14 protein-coding genes are annotated in these 16,129 nt (G+C 68.0%); 11 read left to right on the forward strand and 3 right to left on the reverse strand.

The window, feature by feature from the left end:
* Nucleotides 1–48 precede the first annotated feature (48 nt).
* The 3 genes from NMB40_RS01935 to NMB40_RS01945 are packed head-to-tail and all read left to right on the forward strand — an operon-like array spanning nucleotide 49 to nucleotide 1,827.
* Nucleotides 49–567, forward strand: coding sequence for a hypothetical protein (locus NMB40_RS01935; RefSeq protein WP_068849519.1), 519 nt, complete (start codon nucleotides 49–51; stop codon nucleotides 565–567).
* 19 nt (nucleotides 568–586) lie between these two features.
* Nucleotides 587–1,426 (forward strand): pseudouridine synthase, encoded by an 840-nt coding sequence (locus NMB40_RS01940; RefSeq protein ID WP_494359967.1) that lies wholly within the window; start codon nucleotides 587–589, stop codon nucleotides 1,424–1,426.
* A 56-nt stretch (nucleotides 1,427–1,482) separates the two neighbouring features.
* Nucleotides 1,483–1,827 (forward strand): hypothetical protein, encoded by a 345-nt coding sequence (locus NMB40_RS01945; protein ID WP_494359968.1) that lies wholly within the window; start codon nucleotides 1,483–1,485, stop codon nucleotides 1,825–1,827.
* Between the two features lie 60 nt (nucleotides 1,828–1,887).
* On the opposite strand, the gene kbl is transcribed toward NMB40_RS01945, so the two are convergent.
* Nucleotides 1,888–3,099: a glycine C-acetyltransferase gene (kbl, locus tag NMB40_RS01950; protein ID WP_494359969.1), complete on the reverse strand. Its 1,212-nt coding sequence runs from the start codon at nucleotides 3,097–3,099 to the stop codon at nucleotides 1,888–1,890.
* 149 nt (nucleotides 3,100–3,248) lie between these two features.
* Between kbl and NMB40_RS01955 the strand changes: the two genes are divergently transcribed.
* Nucleotides 3,249–3,950: a TorF family putative porin gene (locus NMB40_RS01955; protein ID WP_282247309.1), complete on the forward strand. Its 702-nt coding sequence runs from the start codon at nucleotides 3,249–3,251 to the stop codon at nucleotides 3,948–3,950.
* A gap of 67 nt (nucleotides 3,951–4,017) precedes the next feature.
* On the opposite strand, the gene tdh is transcribed toward NMB40_RS01955, so the two are convergent.
* Nucleotides 4,018–5,040, reverse strand: coding sequence for an L-threonine 3-dehydrogenase (gene tdh / locus NMB40_RS01960; RefSeq protein WP_210131951.1), 1,023 nt, complete (start codon nucleotides 5,038–5,040; stop codon nucleotides 4,018–4,020).
* Nucleotides 5,041–5,233: 193 nt separating this feature from the next.
* Between tdh and NMB40_RS01965 the strand changes: the two genes are divergently transcribed.
* The 7 genes from NMB40_RS01965 to NMB40_RS01995 all read left to right on the forward strand — a co-directional run bounded on the left by NMB40_RS01965 (nucleotide 5,234) and on the right by NMB40_RS01995 (nucleotide 14,176).
* Nucleotides 5,234–7,402 (forward strand): S46 family peptidase, encoded by a 2,169-nt coding sequence (locus NMB40_RS01965; RefSeq protein ID WP_494359970.1) that lies wholly within the window; start codon nucleotides 5,234–5,236, stop codon nucleotides 7,400–7,402.
* A 499-nt stretch (nucleotides 7,403–7,901) separates the two neighbouring features.
* Nucleotides 7,902–8,546, forward strand: a complete 645-nt coding sequence (locus tag NMB40_RS01970; RefSeq protein WP_282248221.1) for a histidine phosphatase family protein — start codon at nucleotides 7,902–7,904, stop codon at nucleotides 8,544–8,546.
* Nucleotides 8,547–8,595: 49 nt separating this feature from the next.
* Entirely contained in the window at nucleotides 8,596–9,870 is a 1,275-nt protein-coding gene (gene folC, locus NMB40_RS01975) for a bifunctional tetrahydrofolate synthase/dihydrofolate synthase (RefSeq protein WP_494359971.1), read from the forward strand.
* Nucleotides 9,871–9,971: 101 nt separating this feature from the next.
* Complete coding sequence (locus tag NMB40_RS01980) at nucleotides 9,972–11,003, forward strand: SPOR domain-containing protein (RefSeq protein WP_494359972.1); 1,032 nt, start codon at nucleotides 9,972–9,974, stop codon at nucleotides 11,001–11,003.
* Between the two features lie 15 nt (nucleotides 11,004–11,018).
* A complete protein-coding gene (locus NMB40_RS01985; RefSeq protein ID WP_494359973.1) occupies nucleotides 11,019–11,807 on the forward strand; it encodes a CvpA family protein in 789 nt (262 codons plus the stop codon).
* A 29-nt stretch (nucleotides 11,808–11,836) separates the two neighbouring features.
* Nucleotides 11,837–13,303 carry an amidophosphoribosyltransferase gene (purF, locus tag NMB40_RS01990; protein WP_068849542.1) on the forward strand — a complete coding sequence of 489 codons (1,467 nt, stop codon included), beginning with the start codon at nucleotides 11,837–11,839 and terminating at the stop codon, nucleotides 13,301–13,303.
* Nucleotides 13,304–13,375: 72 nt separating this feature from the next.
* Nucleotides 13,376–14,176 carry a ferritin-like domain-containing protein gene (locus tag NMB40_RS01995; protein ID WP_494361025.1) on the forward strand — a complete coding sequence of 267 codons (801 nt, stop codon included), beginning with the start codon at nucleotides 13,376–13,378 and terminating at the stop codon, nucleotides 14,174–14,176.
* A 394-nt stretch (nucleotides 14,177–14,570) separates the two neighbouring features.
* Here NMB40_RS01995 and NMB40_RS02000 read toward each other — a convergent pair whose 3' ends face one another.
* Complete coding sequence (locus tag NMB40_RS02000; RefSeq protein ID WP_494359974.1) at nucleotides 14,571–16,058, reverse strand: phospholipase effector Tle1 domain-containing protein; 1,488 nt, start codon at nucleotides 16,056–16,058, stop codon at nucleotides 14,571–14,573.
* Nucleotides 16,059–16,129 lie beyond the last annotated feature (71 nt).

Raw genomic sequence — 16,129 nt, forward strand, 5'->3', positions numbered from 1 at the left:
TGGCGCTGTTAAACTCGGCGCGTCGACCTCTTTCCTGGATGCACTCCCATGCTGCGTATTGCACTGGCCGCCGCGCTTGGCCTGGCCCTGGTTCCCACCGCCTACGCAGCCGTGGATTGCTCCGCTTCGGCCACGAGCGTCAAGCCGCTGCCGTTGCCGGCCACCGCGATTGCCCCGGTGGCGTCCGAGCTGTATATCCGCAACGTGCAGCTGGGCATGCCCGCGGGCGTGCTGACCTCCAATTTCGACCAGCAGCAGTCGCTCGACCGCGTGCTGCAGCGCCTGCGCATTGATGGCTGCCAGAACATCGCCAAGGCGATGCCGGGCGCCCCGGCGATCAAGCCGAACGATCCGGCCGCCTACAAGCCGCAGACCGAGTTCGACAACACGCCGTGGCGCTTCGACATGAGCCAGAACGGCAAGCGCATGACCGCCGATGAGTTCGATGCGTGGATGAAGTCGCGCGGCGTGCGCGTGGTCAAGCCGCGCGCGGCTGCCGCCGCCGCACCCGCACCGGCACCCGCCGCCGAAGCACCGGCTGAGACCAAGCCGGGCGGCAAGAAGTAAGCAACGCGCGCGGCGCCCGATGCGCAACCGTCGACCCCCAGCCGCGCCCACCGCTCGACCACGCCGCGATCCGCGGCGTGCGTCCGCCCCCGCCAGACCCGCCGCCCAGGCCGGCGATGCGCCGCGCCATGGGTTGGCGCGCGTGCTGTCCAAGGCCGGGCTGTGCTCGCGCACCGAAGCCGCGCGCTGGATCGGCGATGGCCGGGTGACGGTCGATGGCCGCACTATCAACAACCCCGAATTTCCGATCATCGACGGCCGCAACGTGGTGCGTGTCGATGGCCAGCCGCTGGATGCGCCGCGCCGCCTGCACATCGTGCTCAACAAGCCGCGCGGCCTGGTCACCACCGCGCAGGACGAGCAGGGCCGCGACACCGTGTACCGCTGCTTCGATGGGGCAGGGCTGCCGTGGCTGGCGCCGGTCGGCCGGCTGGACAAGGCCAGTGAAGGCCTGCTGCTGTTCAGCAACGACCCGCAGTGGGCCGCGCGCCTGACCGACCCCACTACCGGGCCGGACAAGACCTACCACGTCCAGATCGATGCCATCCCCGATGCCGCGCAGCTGGCCGCGCTGTGCACCGGCGTGGACGACGATGGCGAGTTCCTGCGCGCCCGCCAGGCACGCCTGCTGCGCAGTGGCGACAAGACCGCCTGGCTGGAAGTGGTGCTGGAAGAAGGCCGCAACCGCCACATTCGCCGCCTGCTGGCGGCCTTCGACATCAACGTGCTGCGGCTGGTGCGCGTAGGCATTGGCCGGCTGCCACTGGGCACGCTGGCCAAGGGCGCCTGGCGCGAACTGGAGCCGCACGAACTGGACCTGCTGACTGCCACGGCCGACGCCGCCGTGGCCGATACCTGAGATGGGGCAAGGGATGGCCTGCGACCGAGATTCCGACCACTACCGGGAGTAACGCCATGCACGTCCACCGCTTTACCCGTTCCCTGCTGCGCAGCGCTTGGCTGCTGCTGCCTGCCGCGCTGCTCAGCGCCTGCGGCGGCCATAAGGAGGTGGCCAAGGCCACGCCGCCGCCGGTGACCGACAAGATCGTGGAGATCCAGCCCACCGAGCGCGATGGGCGTGGCGCCTACCGCTTCCACATGAGCAACGGCGAAAAGCGCATGAGCGCCGACGAGTTCGATGCGTGGATGAAGGCCAACGGCATCCGGGTGGCCAAGGGCAACCCGAATGCAACGCCGGCGGCCAAGCCGGTGGTGGTGGCCAGCAAGGACGAGGCGAAGGGCAAGAAGAAAAAGAAATGACGCGCGATGCGCGTCATTTCGGAGGTTGCACCCTGCATGTCAGTGGGGCAGGGCCCCGCTCTACGCCTTGATGACGCCCAGCTCCAGGCCGATCCGGGTGAACGCATCGATCGCCCGGTCCAGGTGCGCGCGGGTGTGCGCGGCACTGATCTGGGTGCGGATGCGGGCCTGGCCCTTGGGCACCACCGGGAAGAAGAAGCCGATCGCGTAGATGCCTTCCTCGAGCAGGCGCTCGGCGAACTTCTGCGCCAGCGGCGCGTCGTACAGCATCACCGGGCTGATCGGGTGCACGCCGGGCTTCACGTCGAAGCCGGCGGCGGTCATCTTCTGGCGGAAGTAGGCGGTGTTGTCGGCCAGGGTGGTGCGCAGGTCGTCGGCGGCGGCCAGCATGTCGAACGCCTTGATCCCGGCAGCCACCACGTGCGGTGGCAGCGAATTGGAGAACAGGTACGGGCGCGAGCGCTGGCGCAGCAGCTCGATCACTTCGGCGCTGGCGGTGGTGAAGCCGCCCAGTGCGCCGCCCATGGCCTTGCCCAGGGTGCCGGTGATGATGTCGATCTTCTCCAGCACGCCCTTGACCTCGGCCGAGCCGCGGCCGGTGGCGCCCAGGAAGCCGGTGGCGTGGCATTCGTCGATGTGCACCAGCGCGTTGTACTTCTTCGCCAGCGCGGTGATCTCATCCAGCGGGGCGATGAAGCCGTCCATCGAGAACACGCCGTCGGTGGTGATCAGCTTGGTGCGGCAGCCGGCGGCATCGGCGGCCTGCAGCTGGGCTTCCAGGTCGGCCATGTCGCAGTTGGCATAACGGAAGCGCTTGGCCTTGCACAGGCGCACGCCGTCGATGATCGAGGCATGGTTGAGCGCGTCGGAGATGATGGCGTCGTTCTCGCCCAGCAGCGGCTCGAACAGGCCGCCGTTGGCGTCGAAGCAGGCCGCGTACAGGATGGTGTCCTGCTTGCCGAAGAAGCCGGCGATCTGCTGTTCCAGCTGCTTGTGCAGGTCCTGGGTGCCACAGATGAAGCGCACCGAGGCCATGCCGAAGCCGTGGCTGTCCAGCGCGTCCTTGGCCGCCTGGATCAGGTCCGGGTGGTCGGCCAGGCCCAGGTAGTTGTTGGCGCAGAAGTTCAGCACCGTGCGGCCGTCGTCCAGGGTGATCTCGGCCGACTGGGGGCTGGTGATGACGCGCTCGGACTTGAACAGGCCCTGGGCGCGGATCGCCTCCAGTTCCTCGACATAGTGCTGGGTGAGCGGGGCGGTCGGGGCGTCGGTCATGGCAGGCGGTCATCGGCACGGGAAAACCGGGATTTTACAGGCCACCGCAGGAAACGGTTGCAGATGGGATTGTTGCATCGCAATATCAATCAGGTTAAAAATCTGTAAACACGCGCTGCATCCACCCCCACGTCCCGGAGAGACCCCGCATGAACCACGCCACGCGCTGTACTGCCGCCGCTGTGCTCTGCGCCGCCTTGCTTGCCCCGTTTGCCGCCAGTGCCCAGGACGAGGCCGAATCGCCGTTCAGCTGGAACGTGACCGGCGTGTCCGATTACGTGTTCCGTGGCGTCTCCCAGACCGACGAAGACCCGACCGTGCAGGCCGGCTTCACCTACACCTCGCCGGTCGGCCTGTACGCCGGTGTGTGGGGTTCGGGCGTGGACTTCGGTGACGGCGGCCCGGATGCCGAAGTCGATTACTTCATCGGCTACGGCGTGGACGTCACCGACAGCGTCAACTTCGACGTGATGCTCAACCACTACAGCTACCCCGGTTCGAGCGAACTGGCGTACACCGAGCTGATCACCAAGACCAGCTTCGCCGAGCACTACAACGTGACCGTGGCCTACACCAACGATGTCTGGAACACCGACACCGATGGCTGGTACTTCGCCGCCGGCACCGAATGGGCGCTGCCGAACGAGTTCAACCTGACCGCCAACGTCGGCCGCAGCACGTTCAAGGACAGCGTCGCCCAGGACTACACCGACTGGAACGTCGGCGTGAACCGCACCTGGGGCCTGTTCACCCTGGGCCTGGGCTACTACGGCACCGACGGCAACGGCCGCGACAACTCCGGCAAGCTGGCCGACAACCGCGTGGTGTTCACGGTCGCAGTAGGCCAGTAACCCGCGCTGGACCACCAAAGAAAAAGGCACCCGATAGGTGCCTTTTTCGTTCCAGCGGCAGGTGCCGTCAGTTCCAGCTCAGGACCACCTTGCCGGCCTTGCCCTGTTCCATCAGGTCGAAGCCCTTCTGGAACTCGTCGATCGGCAGCTGGTGGGTCATCACCTTGCCGAGCGGGAAGCCGGACAGCACCAGCTGGGTCATCTTGTACCAGGTCTCGTACATCTTGCGGCCGTAGATGCCCTGCACGGTAAGACCCTTGAAGATGATCTTGTCCCAGTCGCAGCCCGCGCCCTTGGGCATGATGCCGAGCATGGCGATCTTGCCGCCGTGGTACATGCAGTCGAGCATGTCGTTGAACGCGCGCGGGTTGCCGCTCATTTCCAGGCCCACGTCGAAGCCCTCCATGTGCAGTTCCTTCATCACGTCCTTCAGCGAGGTGTTGGCCACGTTGACCACGCGGGTGGCGCCCATGTCGGCGGCCAGCTTCAGGCGGAAGTCGTTGACGTCGGTCACCACCACGTTGCGCGCACCGATGTGCTTGCAGATGCCGGCGGCGATGATGCCGATCGGGCCCGCACCGGTGATCAGCACGTCTTCGCCGATGACGTCGAATTCCAGCGCGCAGTGCGCGGCGTTGCCGTACGGGTCGAAGAAGGCGGCCAGCTCGGACGGGATCTGGTCGGGGATCGGCCACAGGTTGCTGGCCGGCATCACCATGTATTCGGCGAAGGCGCCGTTGACATTCACGCCGATGCCCACGGTGTTCGGGCACAGGTGCGGGCGGCCGCCGCGGCAGTTGCGGCAGTGGCCGCACACGATGTGGCCTTCGGCCGACACGCGCTGGCCGATCTCGTAGCCGGTCACGCCCGGGCCGATCTCGGCGATGCGGCCGACGAACTCATGGCCGATGGTCAGGCCCGGCTTGATCGTGCGCTGGCTCCACTCGTCCCACAGGTAGATGTGCAGGTCCGTACCGCAGATGGCGGTCTTTTCCAGCTTGATCAGGACCTCGTTCGGGCCCGGCACCGGCACCGGCACTTCTTCGAGCCAGATGCCCTTGGCGGCTTCACGCTTGACCAGGGCCTTCATTGTTTGCTGCGCCATCGGGGTGGAACTCGTCTGGGGGAAAGGCGGAATTATAGGGCCGGCAGGGGCCGGGGCATGTTGCGGTGCGAGGGGGAAGCCACGCAGGGCGTGGCTCTACCTCGCCGTTACGTGGCAGTCGGCGCATGGACAGCCCTACCCCCGCTACAATCGGCGGTTCTTTCATCAGGGGCCGCTCATGCGCTCGAACCTGCTTGCCTTCTCCGTCGTCGCCAGCCTTGCGCTGGTCCAGGCCGCCCATGCCGCTGAGGGCATGTGGGTGCCGCAACAGCTGCCGGAGATCGCCGGGCCGCTCAAGCAGGCGGGCCTGAAACTGTCCCCTGAACAGATTTCCGACCTGACCGGCGACCCGATGGGCGCGGTGGTCGCGCTGGGCGGCTGCACCGCCAGCTTCGTGTCCCCGCAGGGCCTGGTGGTGACCAACCACCATTGCGCCTACGGTGCGATCCAGCTCAATTCCACCGCCGAGAAGAACCTGATCAAGGACGGCTTCAACGCGCCGACCCTCAAGGATGAGCTGAGCGCCGGCCCGAACGCGCGCGTGTTCGTGCTCGACCAGATCACCGACGTCACCGACCAGGCCAAGGCCGCCATCGCCGCCGCCGGCAAGGACCCGCTGGCCCGCACCCGCGCGCTGGAAGCGTTCGACAAGGCACAGACCGCCGCGTGCGAGGCCGATGCCGGCTTCCGCTGCCGCCTGTACAGCTTCTCCGGCGGCAACACCTACCGCCTGTTCCGCAACATGGAAATCAAGGACGTGCGGCTGGTCTATGCGCCCCCGGGCAGCGTCGGCAAGTTCGGCGGCGACGTCGACAACTGGATGTGGCCGCGCCACACCGGCGATTTCTCCTTCTACCGCGCCTATGTAGGCAAGGACGGCAAGCCGGCCGCCTTCTCGGCCGACAACGTGCCGTACCAGCCCAAGCACTTCCTGAAGTTCGCCGACCAGCCGCTGGGCGCCGACGACTTCGTGATGGTGGCCGGCTACCCGGGCCGCACCAACCGCTACGCACTGGCCGGTGAGTTCAACGAAACCGCCGACTGGACCTACCCGACCATCGCGCGCCACTACAACGCGGTGCTGGCGCTGATCGACAAGGCCGGCAAGGCCGATGCGGACGTGAAGGTGAAGTACGCCGCCACCGCCGCCAGCATGAACAACGTGGCCAAGAACTACGCCGGCCAGCTGGAAGGTTTCAAGCGCATCGACGCGGCCGGCCAGAAGCAGGCCGAAGAGGCCGCCGTGCTGGCCTGGCTGAAGAAGCAGGGCGCTGCCGGCAAGCCGGCGCTGGCCGCGCACGCGCAGCTGATCAAGCACCTGGATACCAGCAAGTCCACCCGCGAGCGCGACCTGTTCGTGGGCCAGTTCAACAACACCTCCGCCGTCGGTGCCGCGCTGGCCCTGTACCGCCTGTCGATCGAGCGCGCCAAGCCGGATGCCCAGCGTGAAGCGGGCTACCAGGAACGCGACCTGCCGACCATCGAAGGCAGCCTGCGCCAGATGGACCGCCGCTACGTGGCGGGCATGGACCAGCAGCTGCAGCAGTACTGGCTGAACCAGTACGTGGCCCTGCCGCAGGCCCAGCGCAGCAATGAGGTGCTGAACCAGTGGCTGGCCGGCAGCGATGCCGCCGCCGTGGACGGGCTGGTCAAGAAGCTGTCGGGCACCAAGCTGGGCAGCCTCGACGAGCGCCTGACCTGGTTCAAGGCCGACCGCGCCGCCTTCGAAGCCAGCACCGACCCGGTCATCCAGTACGCGGTGGCCACCATGCCGGCGCTGCTGAAGCTGGAAGAGCAGAAGAAGACCCGGGAAGGCGAATCGCTGCTGGCGCGCCCGGCCTACCTGCAGGCGCTGGCCGATTACAAGAAGAGCAAGGGCGAGTTCGTCTACCCGGACGCGAACCTGTCGCTGCGCATCACCTTCGGCAACGTGATGGGCTATGCGCCCAAGGACGGCGTGGCCTACACCCCGTTCACCACGCTGGAAGGCATCGTCGCCAAGGAAACCGGCGCCGATCCGTTCGATTCGCCCAAGGCGCTGCTCGATGCGGTCAAGGCCAAGCGCTACGGCGGCCTGGAAGACAAGCGCGTGGGCTCGGTGCCGGTCAACTTCCTGTCCAACCTGGACATCACCGGCGGCAACTCCGGCTCGCCGGTGCTGGACGCGCACGGCAAGCTGGTCGGCCTGGCCTTCGACGGCAACTGGGAATCGGTCAGCTCCAACTGGGTGTTCGACCCGGTGATGACCCGCATGATCGCGGTGGACAGCCGCTACATGCAGTGGATCATGCAGGAAGTGGCGCCCGCGCCGCAGCTGCTGAAGGAACTGAACCTTACTGGTAGGTAACGACCGTTGGTCGTTACACCGATTAACGAACCCCGCGGCAATGCCGCGGGGTTTTTTGTATGGCGCTGGATCAAACGCGGCTGCCGGTGGATCGAGCGCCGGGGCGGCATACCCTTTCCGGCGAATGTCCCCCGGCGTCGGCCAGAGGCCGACACCTCCTCCTTTACTTCGCCTCCAAGGGTATGCCGCCCCGCCACTCGATCCACCGGCGTTGCACCCCGGCTTCCGCTTTTTCCTGCCAACCGCAAGCCGAGCCCCGTCGCGGCCGGCAGGCTCCTGGCAAAGTAAAGGAGGAGGTGTCGGCCTCCGGCCGACGCCGGGGGACATTTGCACAGGGGCCTGCCGGCCGCGACGGGGCCCTCAACGCTCGCGATGAACGTGATCGAAGACGGAAGAAGAACCGTTTGCCCAGCAAGGTATGATGGCCGTTCCCCACGATCGTTCATATCATGTGAACGATTGCGACTGTTCTCCTCTCCCCCAAGGACCTCTAGTTCGCATGCGCATCCTGCTTGCCCGCCACGGCGAAACCCCCTGGAATGCCGAAGGCCGTTACCAGGGCCAGATCGATATCCCGTTGTCGCCGATCGGCGAAGCCCAGGCCCAGGCCCTGGGTGAACGCCTGAAGTCGGTGGACATCACCCGTGCCGTCGCCTCGCCGCTGTCGCGCGCGCAGCGCACCGCGCAGCTGGCCCTCGGTGCCGACCGCGCCGACATGCTGCTGACCGAGCCGGAGCTGCAGGAAATCGCCCACGGTGAGTGGGAAGGCCTGCTGGCCAGCGAAATCAACGAAAAAGACCCGTCGCGCCTGCAGGCCTGGCGCGACGAGCCCGATACGGTGCTGATGCCCGGTGGCGAATCGCTGCGGCTGGTGCTGGACCGCAGCTGGCGCGGCCTGGCCCGCGCCGCCGAAGGGCTGGGCGAGCACGACACGCTGCTGGTGGTGGCCCACGACGCGGTCAACCGGGTGATCCTGTGCCGGATCCTGGGCCTGCCGCTGTCGCGCCTGTGGACCTTCCGCCAGGCGCCGACCACGCTTAACCTGCTCGAAGGCGCCGACCTGGACAGCCTGGAAGTAGTGCGCCTGAACGACTGCGCGCACCACACGCCGTTCTTTGGCGAGGCCAAGCACCGCGCGCTGTGATTCCACCCCGTTTTCGTTTTCCGTTCCACGACCACCACGATCTATCGCCATGACGACCGCCCGCCCGCATTCCCTCGCCGAATGGCTCAGCTACATCGAGCAGCAGCACCCGGCCACCATCGACATGGGGCTGGAGCGCGTACGTGCGGTGGCCACCGCCATGGGCCTGGGCCAGCCGGCGCCGCACACCATCGTGGTGGGCGGCACCAACGGCAAGGGCTCCACGGTGGCCTTCATCGAGGCCATCGCGCGGGCGGCGGGCTGGAAGGTGGGCGCGTACACCTCGCCGCACCTGCTGCAGTACAACGAGCGCGTGCGCATCGACGGTGAGGACGCTTCCGACGCGGCGCTCATTGCCGCCTTCAATGCCATCGAAGACGCGCGCGGCAGCACCACGCTGACCTATTTCGAGTACGGCACGCTGGCCGCGTTGCACCTGTTCGCGCAGGCCGGGCTCGACCTGACCGTGCTGGAAGTGGGGCTGGGCGGGCGCCTGGATGCGGTCAACATCGTCGATGCCGACGTCGCGGTGATCACCACCGTGGACATCGACCATGCCGACTGGCTGGGCGAGGACCGCGAAGCGATCGGCGTGGAAAAGGCCGGCATCATCCGCGGCTGGAAGCCGGTGATCCTGGGCGAGACCGATCCACCGTCCAGCGTGCTGGCGCGCGCCTACCTGCTGGGCGCCAACGCGATCCGCGGTGGCAGCGATTTCTTCGCCGATGCCATCGACGGCCAGCACTGGTCGTGGCGTGACGTGGGCTTCCGCATTGAACTGCCGATGCCGGCGCTGCGCGGCCCGATCCAGCTGCGCAATGCCGCCTCGGCGATTGCCGCGCTGCGCGCGCTGGACAAGCCACTGCCGCGTGCGGCCATCGTCGAGGGCGTGGCCCAGGCCCGCATCCGCGGCCGCCTGCAGGCGTTCGAGCGCAATGGCGTGGAAGTGCTGGTGGATGTCGGCCACAACCCGCAGGCCGCGCGTGAGCTGGCTGCTGCGTTGAAGGCCGCGCCGATCACCGGGCGTACCGTGGCCGTGTTCGCCGCGCTGCAGGACAAGGATGCCGAAGGCGTGGTCGAGGCGCTGGCTGATCGCGTCGATGGCTGGCACCTGGCCGGGCTGGAAGGTGCGCGCGCACAGAGCGCGCCGGCCCTGCAGGCACGCCTGGCCGGCACCGCCGCCGCCGGTGCGTCCACCCATGCCGATGTGGCCACGGCACTGCAGCAGGCCCTGTCATCGGCCAGGGCCGGCGACCGCGTGCTGGTGTTTGGTTCCTTCCATACCGCCGCGCAGGCCTTGCTGTGGCTGGAAAACGCCCGCTGAGGCGGGCAGCAAGCGACAACGTTCAGCCGTCTTCGACGCCGCACACGCGTGCGCCCGTATAATCGCCGTGGCATTCCGCCGCGCCGCCCTGCCTGCCTTCCGTGGATACTCCTCTGAAACAGCGACTGATTGGTGCCATCGTCCTGGTGGCGTTGGCCGTGATTTTCCTGCCCATCCTGGTCAAGGGGCCTGCCCCTGACAGTGGCGTGGCCAACGTGCCGATCACCGCGCCGGATGCGCCGGCCGATGGCCAGTTCCAGACCCGTGAACTGCCGCTGGTCGTGCCGACCGGTGGCGCCACCGGCCTGCAGAGCGGGGTCTCCAGCACCCAGCCGCTGCAGCCCGACGCAGCCGCACCGGCCGAGCCGGCGGCCGCCGATACCTCGCCGGCGGTGGCTGCGGGCAACTATGCGGTCAGCTTTGGCGCCTATGGCAGCCAGGCCGACGCCAACGCGGTGATCGCGTTCCTGAAGAAGGCCCAGCTGCCGGGCTTCAGCGAACCGGCCACGATCAACGGCCGCCAGGCCTGGCGCGTGCGCGTGGGGCCGTATGCCGATCGCGCGCAGGCCGAAGCGGCGCGCCTGGAAGCGGTCAAGGTGCGTAACGACGTCAAGGCCGAAGTGGTGACCCTGGATGCGCGCGCCGACACTGCCGTGGCTGCTGCTCCGGCGCCGACGCCGGCCGCCGCGACGGCACCGGCCGCATCCAGCGCCGCTGCCGCACCGGCCGCCGCCACGGTGAAGACCGAAGCGCTGCCGCCGGAACCGGTGGCGGCGGCCAAGCCGGCACCGAAGCCGGAAGCGCCCAAGCCGGAGCCGAAGCCGGCCGCAGCCAAGCCCGAACCCGCCACCGCGGCCGCCAAACCCGTGGCCGTGCCGACCGCCCCGGCGGCCAGCAGCGTCGGCTTCGCCGTGCAGCTCGGCGCGTTCGGCCAGGCGACCGAAGCCAACGCCCTGCGCGACAAGGTGCGCGCGGCCGGCTTCAGTGCGTTCGTGGAGCAGGTACGTACCGACAAGGGCACGCTCAACCGCGTGCGCGTCGGTCCCGTCGCCAACCGTGCCGAGGCGGAGAACCTCAAGGCCCAGGTTGCGTCGAAGGTCGGCGTAGCCGGCATGGTCCGGCCGCATCCCTGATGCGGCCCCCCGCACATGATTGATTTCGTGCTGCTGGCGGTGATCGGCATCTCGACCCTGCTCGGGGTGATGCGCGGTTTCGTCAGCATCGTCATCAGCACGTTCTCGTGGCTGCTGGGCGGCTGGGCCGCGCTGATGTTCGGGCGCAGCGCCGCCGCGTGGTGGTCGGCCCCGGCCGCGCCGGGCACCGGCCATTATTTCGCCGGCTACCTCACCGTGTTCCTGCTGGTGATGGTCTCGGTCTGGGCGATCGGCCTGGTGATCCGCCAGGCGGTGCGCTCGACCAGCCTGAACGGCGCCGACCGCATGATGGGCGCCGGCCTGGGCCTGGCCCGGGGCGGCCTGATCGCCTGCGCGCTGCTGCTGCTGGGCTCGTACACCCCGCTGACCCGTGAAGCGACCTGGCGCGACTCGCACCTGCGCGCGATGCTCGACCCCGGCGTGGGCTGGATGCAGGCCAAGATGCCGCGCATGCCCGAGCTGCCGCAGATGCCCAACCTGAAGGACATGCAGGGCCTGCCGATGGCGCTGCCGGAGGTGAACATGGCGCAACTGCCCATCGGAGAGTTGGGCAAGCCGGGCGCGACAGGCGATAATGGCGTCCTTGGCCAGTTGCTGGGTGGGCGCGGATGGCCGCGACCGCTGGATGAGACCCCGCAGCAGGCGGTGGACCCCGCCGATGTGTGGGCCAACCAGGCACGGCCAGGCTCCCCCCAGAACATCGACCCGGCGCTCGTGCGCCCGGACGACACCGCTCCGGCACGGAGCGGTTCCCCCGGCCAGGCACGGCCACCTTCACAGTAGATGGGCCCAGCCCAGCGGAGATTCGCACCATGTGTGGCATCGTCGGTATTGTCGGCAACCAGAACGTCGCCGGGCAGTTGTATGACGGCCTGACCGTCCTCCAGCATCGTGGCCAGGACGCGGCGGGCATCGCCACCGCGGATGGCACCCGGCTGCGCGTGCAGAAGGCCAACGGCCTGGTGCGCGATGTGTTCGACGCAAAGACCATGTCCACCCTGGAAGGCCGCGTCGGTATCGCCCATGTGCGGTACCCGACCGCAGGTTCCGAAGGCATGGACGAGGCGCAGCCGTTCTACGTCAATTCGCCGTACGGCATCGCGCTGGCCCACAACGGCAACCTGATCAACACCGAGGCGCTGCGCCAGCAGGTGTTCGAGCAGGACCGCCGCAACGTCAACACCGATTCGGACAGCGAAGTGCTGTTGAACGTGTTCGCGTTCGAACTGGATGCGCAGCGCCAGCTGACCCCGGAAGCGGCGATCCGCGCCGTGGCCGGCGTGCACCGCCGCTGCAAGGGCGGCTATGCGGTGATCAGCGTGGTGCTGGGCCTGGGCCTGGTGGCGTTCCGCGACCCGCACGGGATCCGCCCGCTGGTGCTGGGCAAGCGCGCCCACGCCGAAGGTGATGAGTACATCGTGGCCTCGGAATCGTCGGCGCTGGACGTACTGGGCTTCCAGCGCGTGCGCGATGTGCGCCCGGGCGAGGCGCTGGTGATCACCGCGCGTGGCGAGCTGTTCTCGGAAGTGTGTGCCGAGCCGGCCGAGCACAGCCCGTGCATCTTCGAGTACGTGTATTTCGCGCGCCCCGATTCGATGATCGACAACGTGTCGGTGCACAAGGCGCGCATGCGCATGGGCATCAAGCTGGGCGAGAAGATCCTGCGCCTGCGCCCGGACCACGACATTGACACCATCATCCCGATCCCGGATACCTCGCGCGATGCGGCGCTGGAAATCTCGAACGTGCTCGGGGTGAAGTACCGCGAAGGCTTCATCAAGAACCGTTACATCGGCCGCACCTTCATCATGCCGGGGCAGGGTGAGCGGGTGAAGTCGGTGCGCCGCAAGCTCAACCCGATCCACCTGGAATTCCGCAACCGGGTGGTGCTGCTGGTGGACGATTCGATCGTGCGCGGCACCACCAGCCAGCAGATCGTGCAGATGGCGCGCGACGCCGGTGCACGCAAGGTGTACCTGGCCAGCGCGGCGCCGCCGGTGCGCTATCCGAACATCTACGGCATCGACATGCCGGCAGCGGAGGAGCTGGTGGCGCACAACCGCAGCGTGGAAGAAATCGAGGCGCACCTTGGCTGCGACTGGTTGATCTACCAGGACATCGAGGATATGGAAGCGGCGGTGCGCGAGGGCAACCCGGAGCTGAAGTCGTTCGATTCGTCGTGCTTCAATGGTGTGTACCCGACGGGTATCGAGCCGGGCTATTTCGAGCGCATCCAGCAGTTGCGTTCGGACGATGCCAAGCACAAGCGCCGCGCCTGAGGCCTGGCGGTGAGCGCAACGTTGCCGCGGGACGAGGCGGCCGGTGACCTGCTGCGCGCGGCGCAGCAGTGCATGGCCGAGGCGGACCCGCTGCGCAAGGTGGCGCTGACGCAGCAGTATGCGGCGCAGTTCCGCGCGGGGCAGTTGAAGGTGCGCGCGGATGCGCCGCCGCCCGAGCCGATCCGCATGCCGGGGCGGCCGCCGCAGCTGCAGCTGGTGCACCCGCGTGAGGTGCCGCGGCGGGGGTTGGGCAATGCGGAGGGGCGCGCGGCGTTCATCCATGCGATCGCGCATATCGAGCTCAATGCCATCGATCTGGCGTGGGATGCGGTGTATCGCTTCCGCGGGCTGCCGGGGTCGTTCCATGCGGACTGGGTGGGCGTGGCCGACGATGAGTCGCGCCACTTCCTGCTATTGCATGGGCGGTTGCAGGCGCACGGGCACGATTACGGCGATTTCGCGGCGCACAACGGGCTGTGGGAGATGTGCGAGAAGACGGCGCACGATGGCCTGTCGCGGATGGCGCTGGTGCCGCGCGTGCTGGAGGCGCGCGGGCTGGATGTCACGCCGGGGATGATCACCAAGCTGCGTTCGGCCAACGACCATGCTACTGCCGATGTGCTGGAGATCATCCTGCGCGAGGAAGTGGCGCACGTGGCTGCGGGGACGCGCTGGTACCGCTGGTATTGCGAGCGTGCCGGTGTAGAGCCACGCGCACGCTTCATCGCGCTGCTGAAGGAATACGCCAACGGGTTCCTCTACGGCCCGTTCAATCTCGAAGCGCGGCTGTTGGCCGGCTTTGAGCAGGACGAGCTGGCGGACCTGATCGAGCAGGCGGGTCGTACTGGCCACGCATCGCAATCGGCGCGATAACCATGCCGTTGTGCCGGGCGTTGCCCGGCTTCATGCATCTGGGCGAACAGCGGGTGGCCATCGGTTCCCTGGTTTGGCGGGTCGGTGCGGGTTTGCGGGGGACGCCGTAAACCCATCCATGGGGGCTTGGTCGCCGCTTGCACGTGTGCGCTGTCCTGCGCACACGGCAAGACCGGGGTTGGGCTCCTGCCCAACCCGTCGGGCGTATACGCCCGACCCATGCGGCTCACACCCCCGCAAACCCGCCCCGACCCACCTTCGACGGTGTATCGGTCGTCGCGGGAACAGCGGGCCGCGTCGCGGTAGGGTCGAATCCCAATCGACTGCCGATAACGGTGAAACGCGCGGTGGCGCATGAAAACCATCGACACCGCCGACGCAATTCAAAACCCCGTTAAACGTTCCGCAACACCACCCGCTTCCCGTCTTCCGTGGGCCGGTTGATATAAAACAATCCCGGCCCCGGCCGGTATGGCAATTCGCGGGTTGCATCATCGGCCGCATACAACAATGCGGTGTCACCGAGCGCATCGAAATTCCAATGCGCCGATTGCATCAGGTAGCGCTGTCGCAACAGCAGTTCCTGCGCTGCATCGAGCGCTTGGCCTGCCACCAGGCGTGCGGCAATGGGCTTCAGCTCATCCGGCAACGCCATCGCCGGATCCGCATCCGGCGCGCGTGCCCAGATCACGCCGGCGGCTGCTGCACGCTGGTGGATGAGCCGCAGTGCGACCAGCTGGTAGCGCCAGTCGATCTCGCGTCTGAGCACCACCGCGGCGTGCGCGAACAGGACCCACTGCGGCAGCACGCTGTCGCTGCCGGCCACGCGCATCTGCTGCCAGCGATGCCATACGTCGACCCAGACGCTGTCGTCGCCCAGGCCCAGTGCGGCCTGCCATCGGCGGCACGCGGCCTGTGCGCGCAGGTAGACCTGGGTGCTGCGCAGCAGGGCCAGCGGTGGGGTGGTGGTGTCGGGTACGTCGTGGGTGCGGATGCGCTGGCCTTGTGGGCGGGTCAGCAACTTGGGTCCTTCGATGCGCTGGTCGTAGCCGCCGCCGATGTTGGCGTGCACGCCGGGCAGGGCGATTTCCTCATGTTCGGGCGCGACGGAGGTGAGCGCGAAGTAGTGGCGGTGCTCGTCGCGCGCGGTGACCTGGACCACCTTGTCGGCACAGCCGGCGGGCAGGTTGACGTGGGGCAGTTCGTCGCGCTGGCGCGCGTCGATCGCGACCACGGTGTCGAACAGGCCGACGAAGCGCACGGGGCGGATCGTGGGGGCGGAGGGCAGGGTCCAGCCGGTGCGGCGCAGCTGTTCGTGCAGCCAGAGGCGGCCGTCGGCGGCGTTGAGCCGGTTGACTGCGTCGCGTGCGGAGGCGGCGCCGCGCGAGAAGCCGAACAGGTCCAGGCGGACGCTGGTCAGTGTGTGTGGCGGGAGGGTGCGGGCCAGGGCACGCAATGCTTCGGGCAGGCGTACGTCGAGGGCGCGGTGGACTTTGGCCTTCACGCCGCTGGGGCCGATGCCGAACGCCAGCCCCATCAGGTCGTCGTCCTTGCCGGTACGGGTGCCGGCGCCTTCGATGTAGATCGCCAGCGACAGGGTGCCTGGCAGGGTCGGCGCGGTTCGCCGGTGGTCGGGGTAGAGCGCGTGCAGCCGGGCGATGTTGGTCAGCCCGTTGCTGAAACTGCTGGTCAGGCGGCTCTGGTAGGGCGAGGCGTCATCGGCCAGCACGGCGGGGGCCGGCGGCCGCGGTGCGGGGGTGGTGCTGCCGGGTGGGCGCGAGGCGTGCAGCAGGTTGTCGGCGTTGTTGCGGGTGCCGTCGAAAAATAGGCCGATCTGCAGCGTGACCGGCACGGTGGTGGTCGGAGTGGGCTGCCCAGCCATGGCCTCGGTTCCCCTGTCGATGCGCGTTTAAGGTAGCGCGAAAGCGACACGAAGGCGACGTAACTGAACCG

The organism is Stenotrophomonas sp. FBCC-B152 (assembly GCF_059134105.1).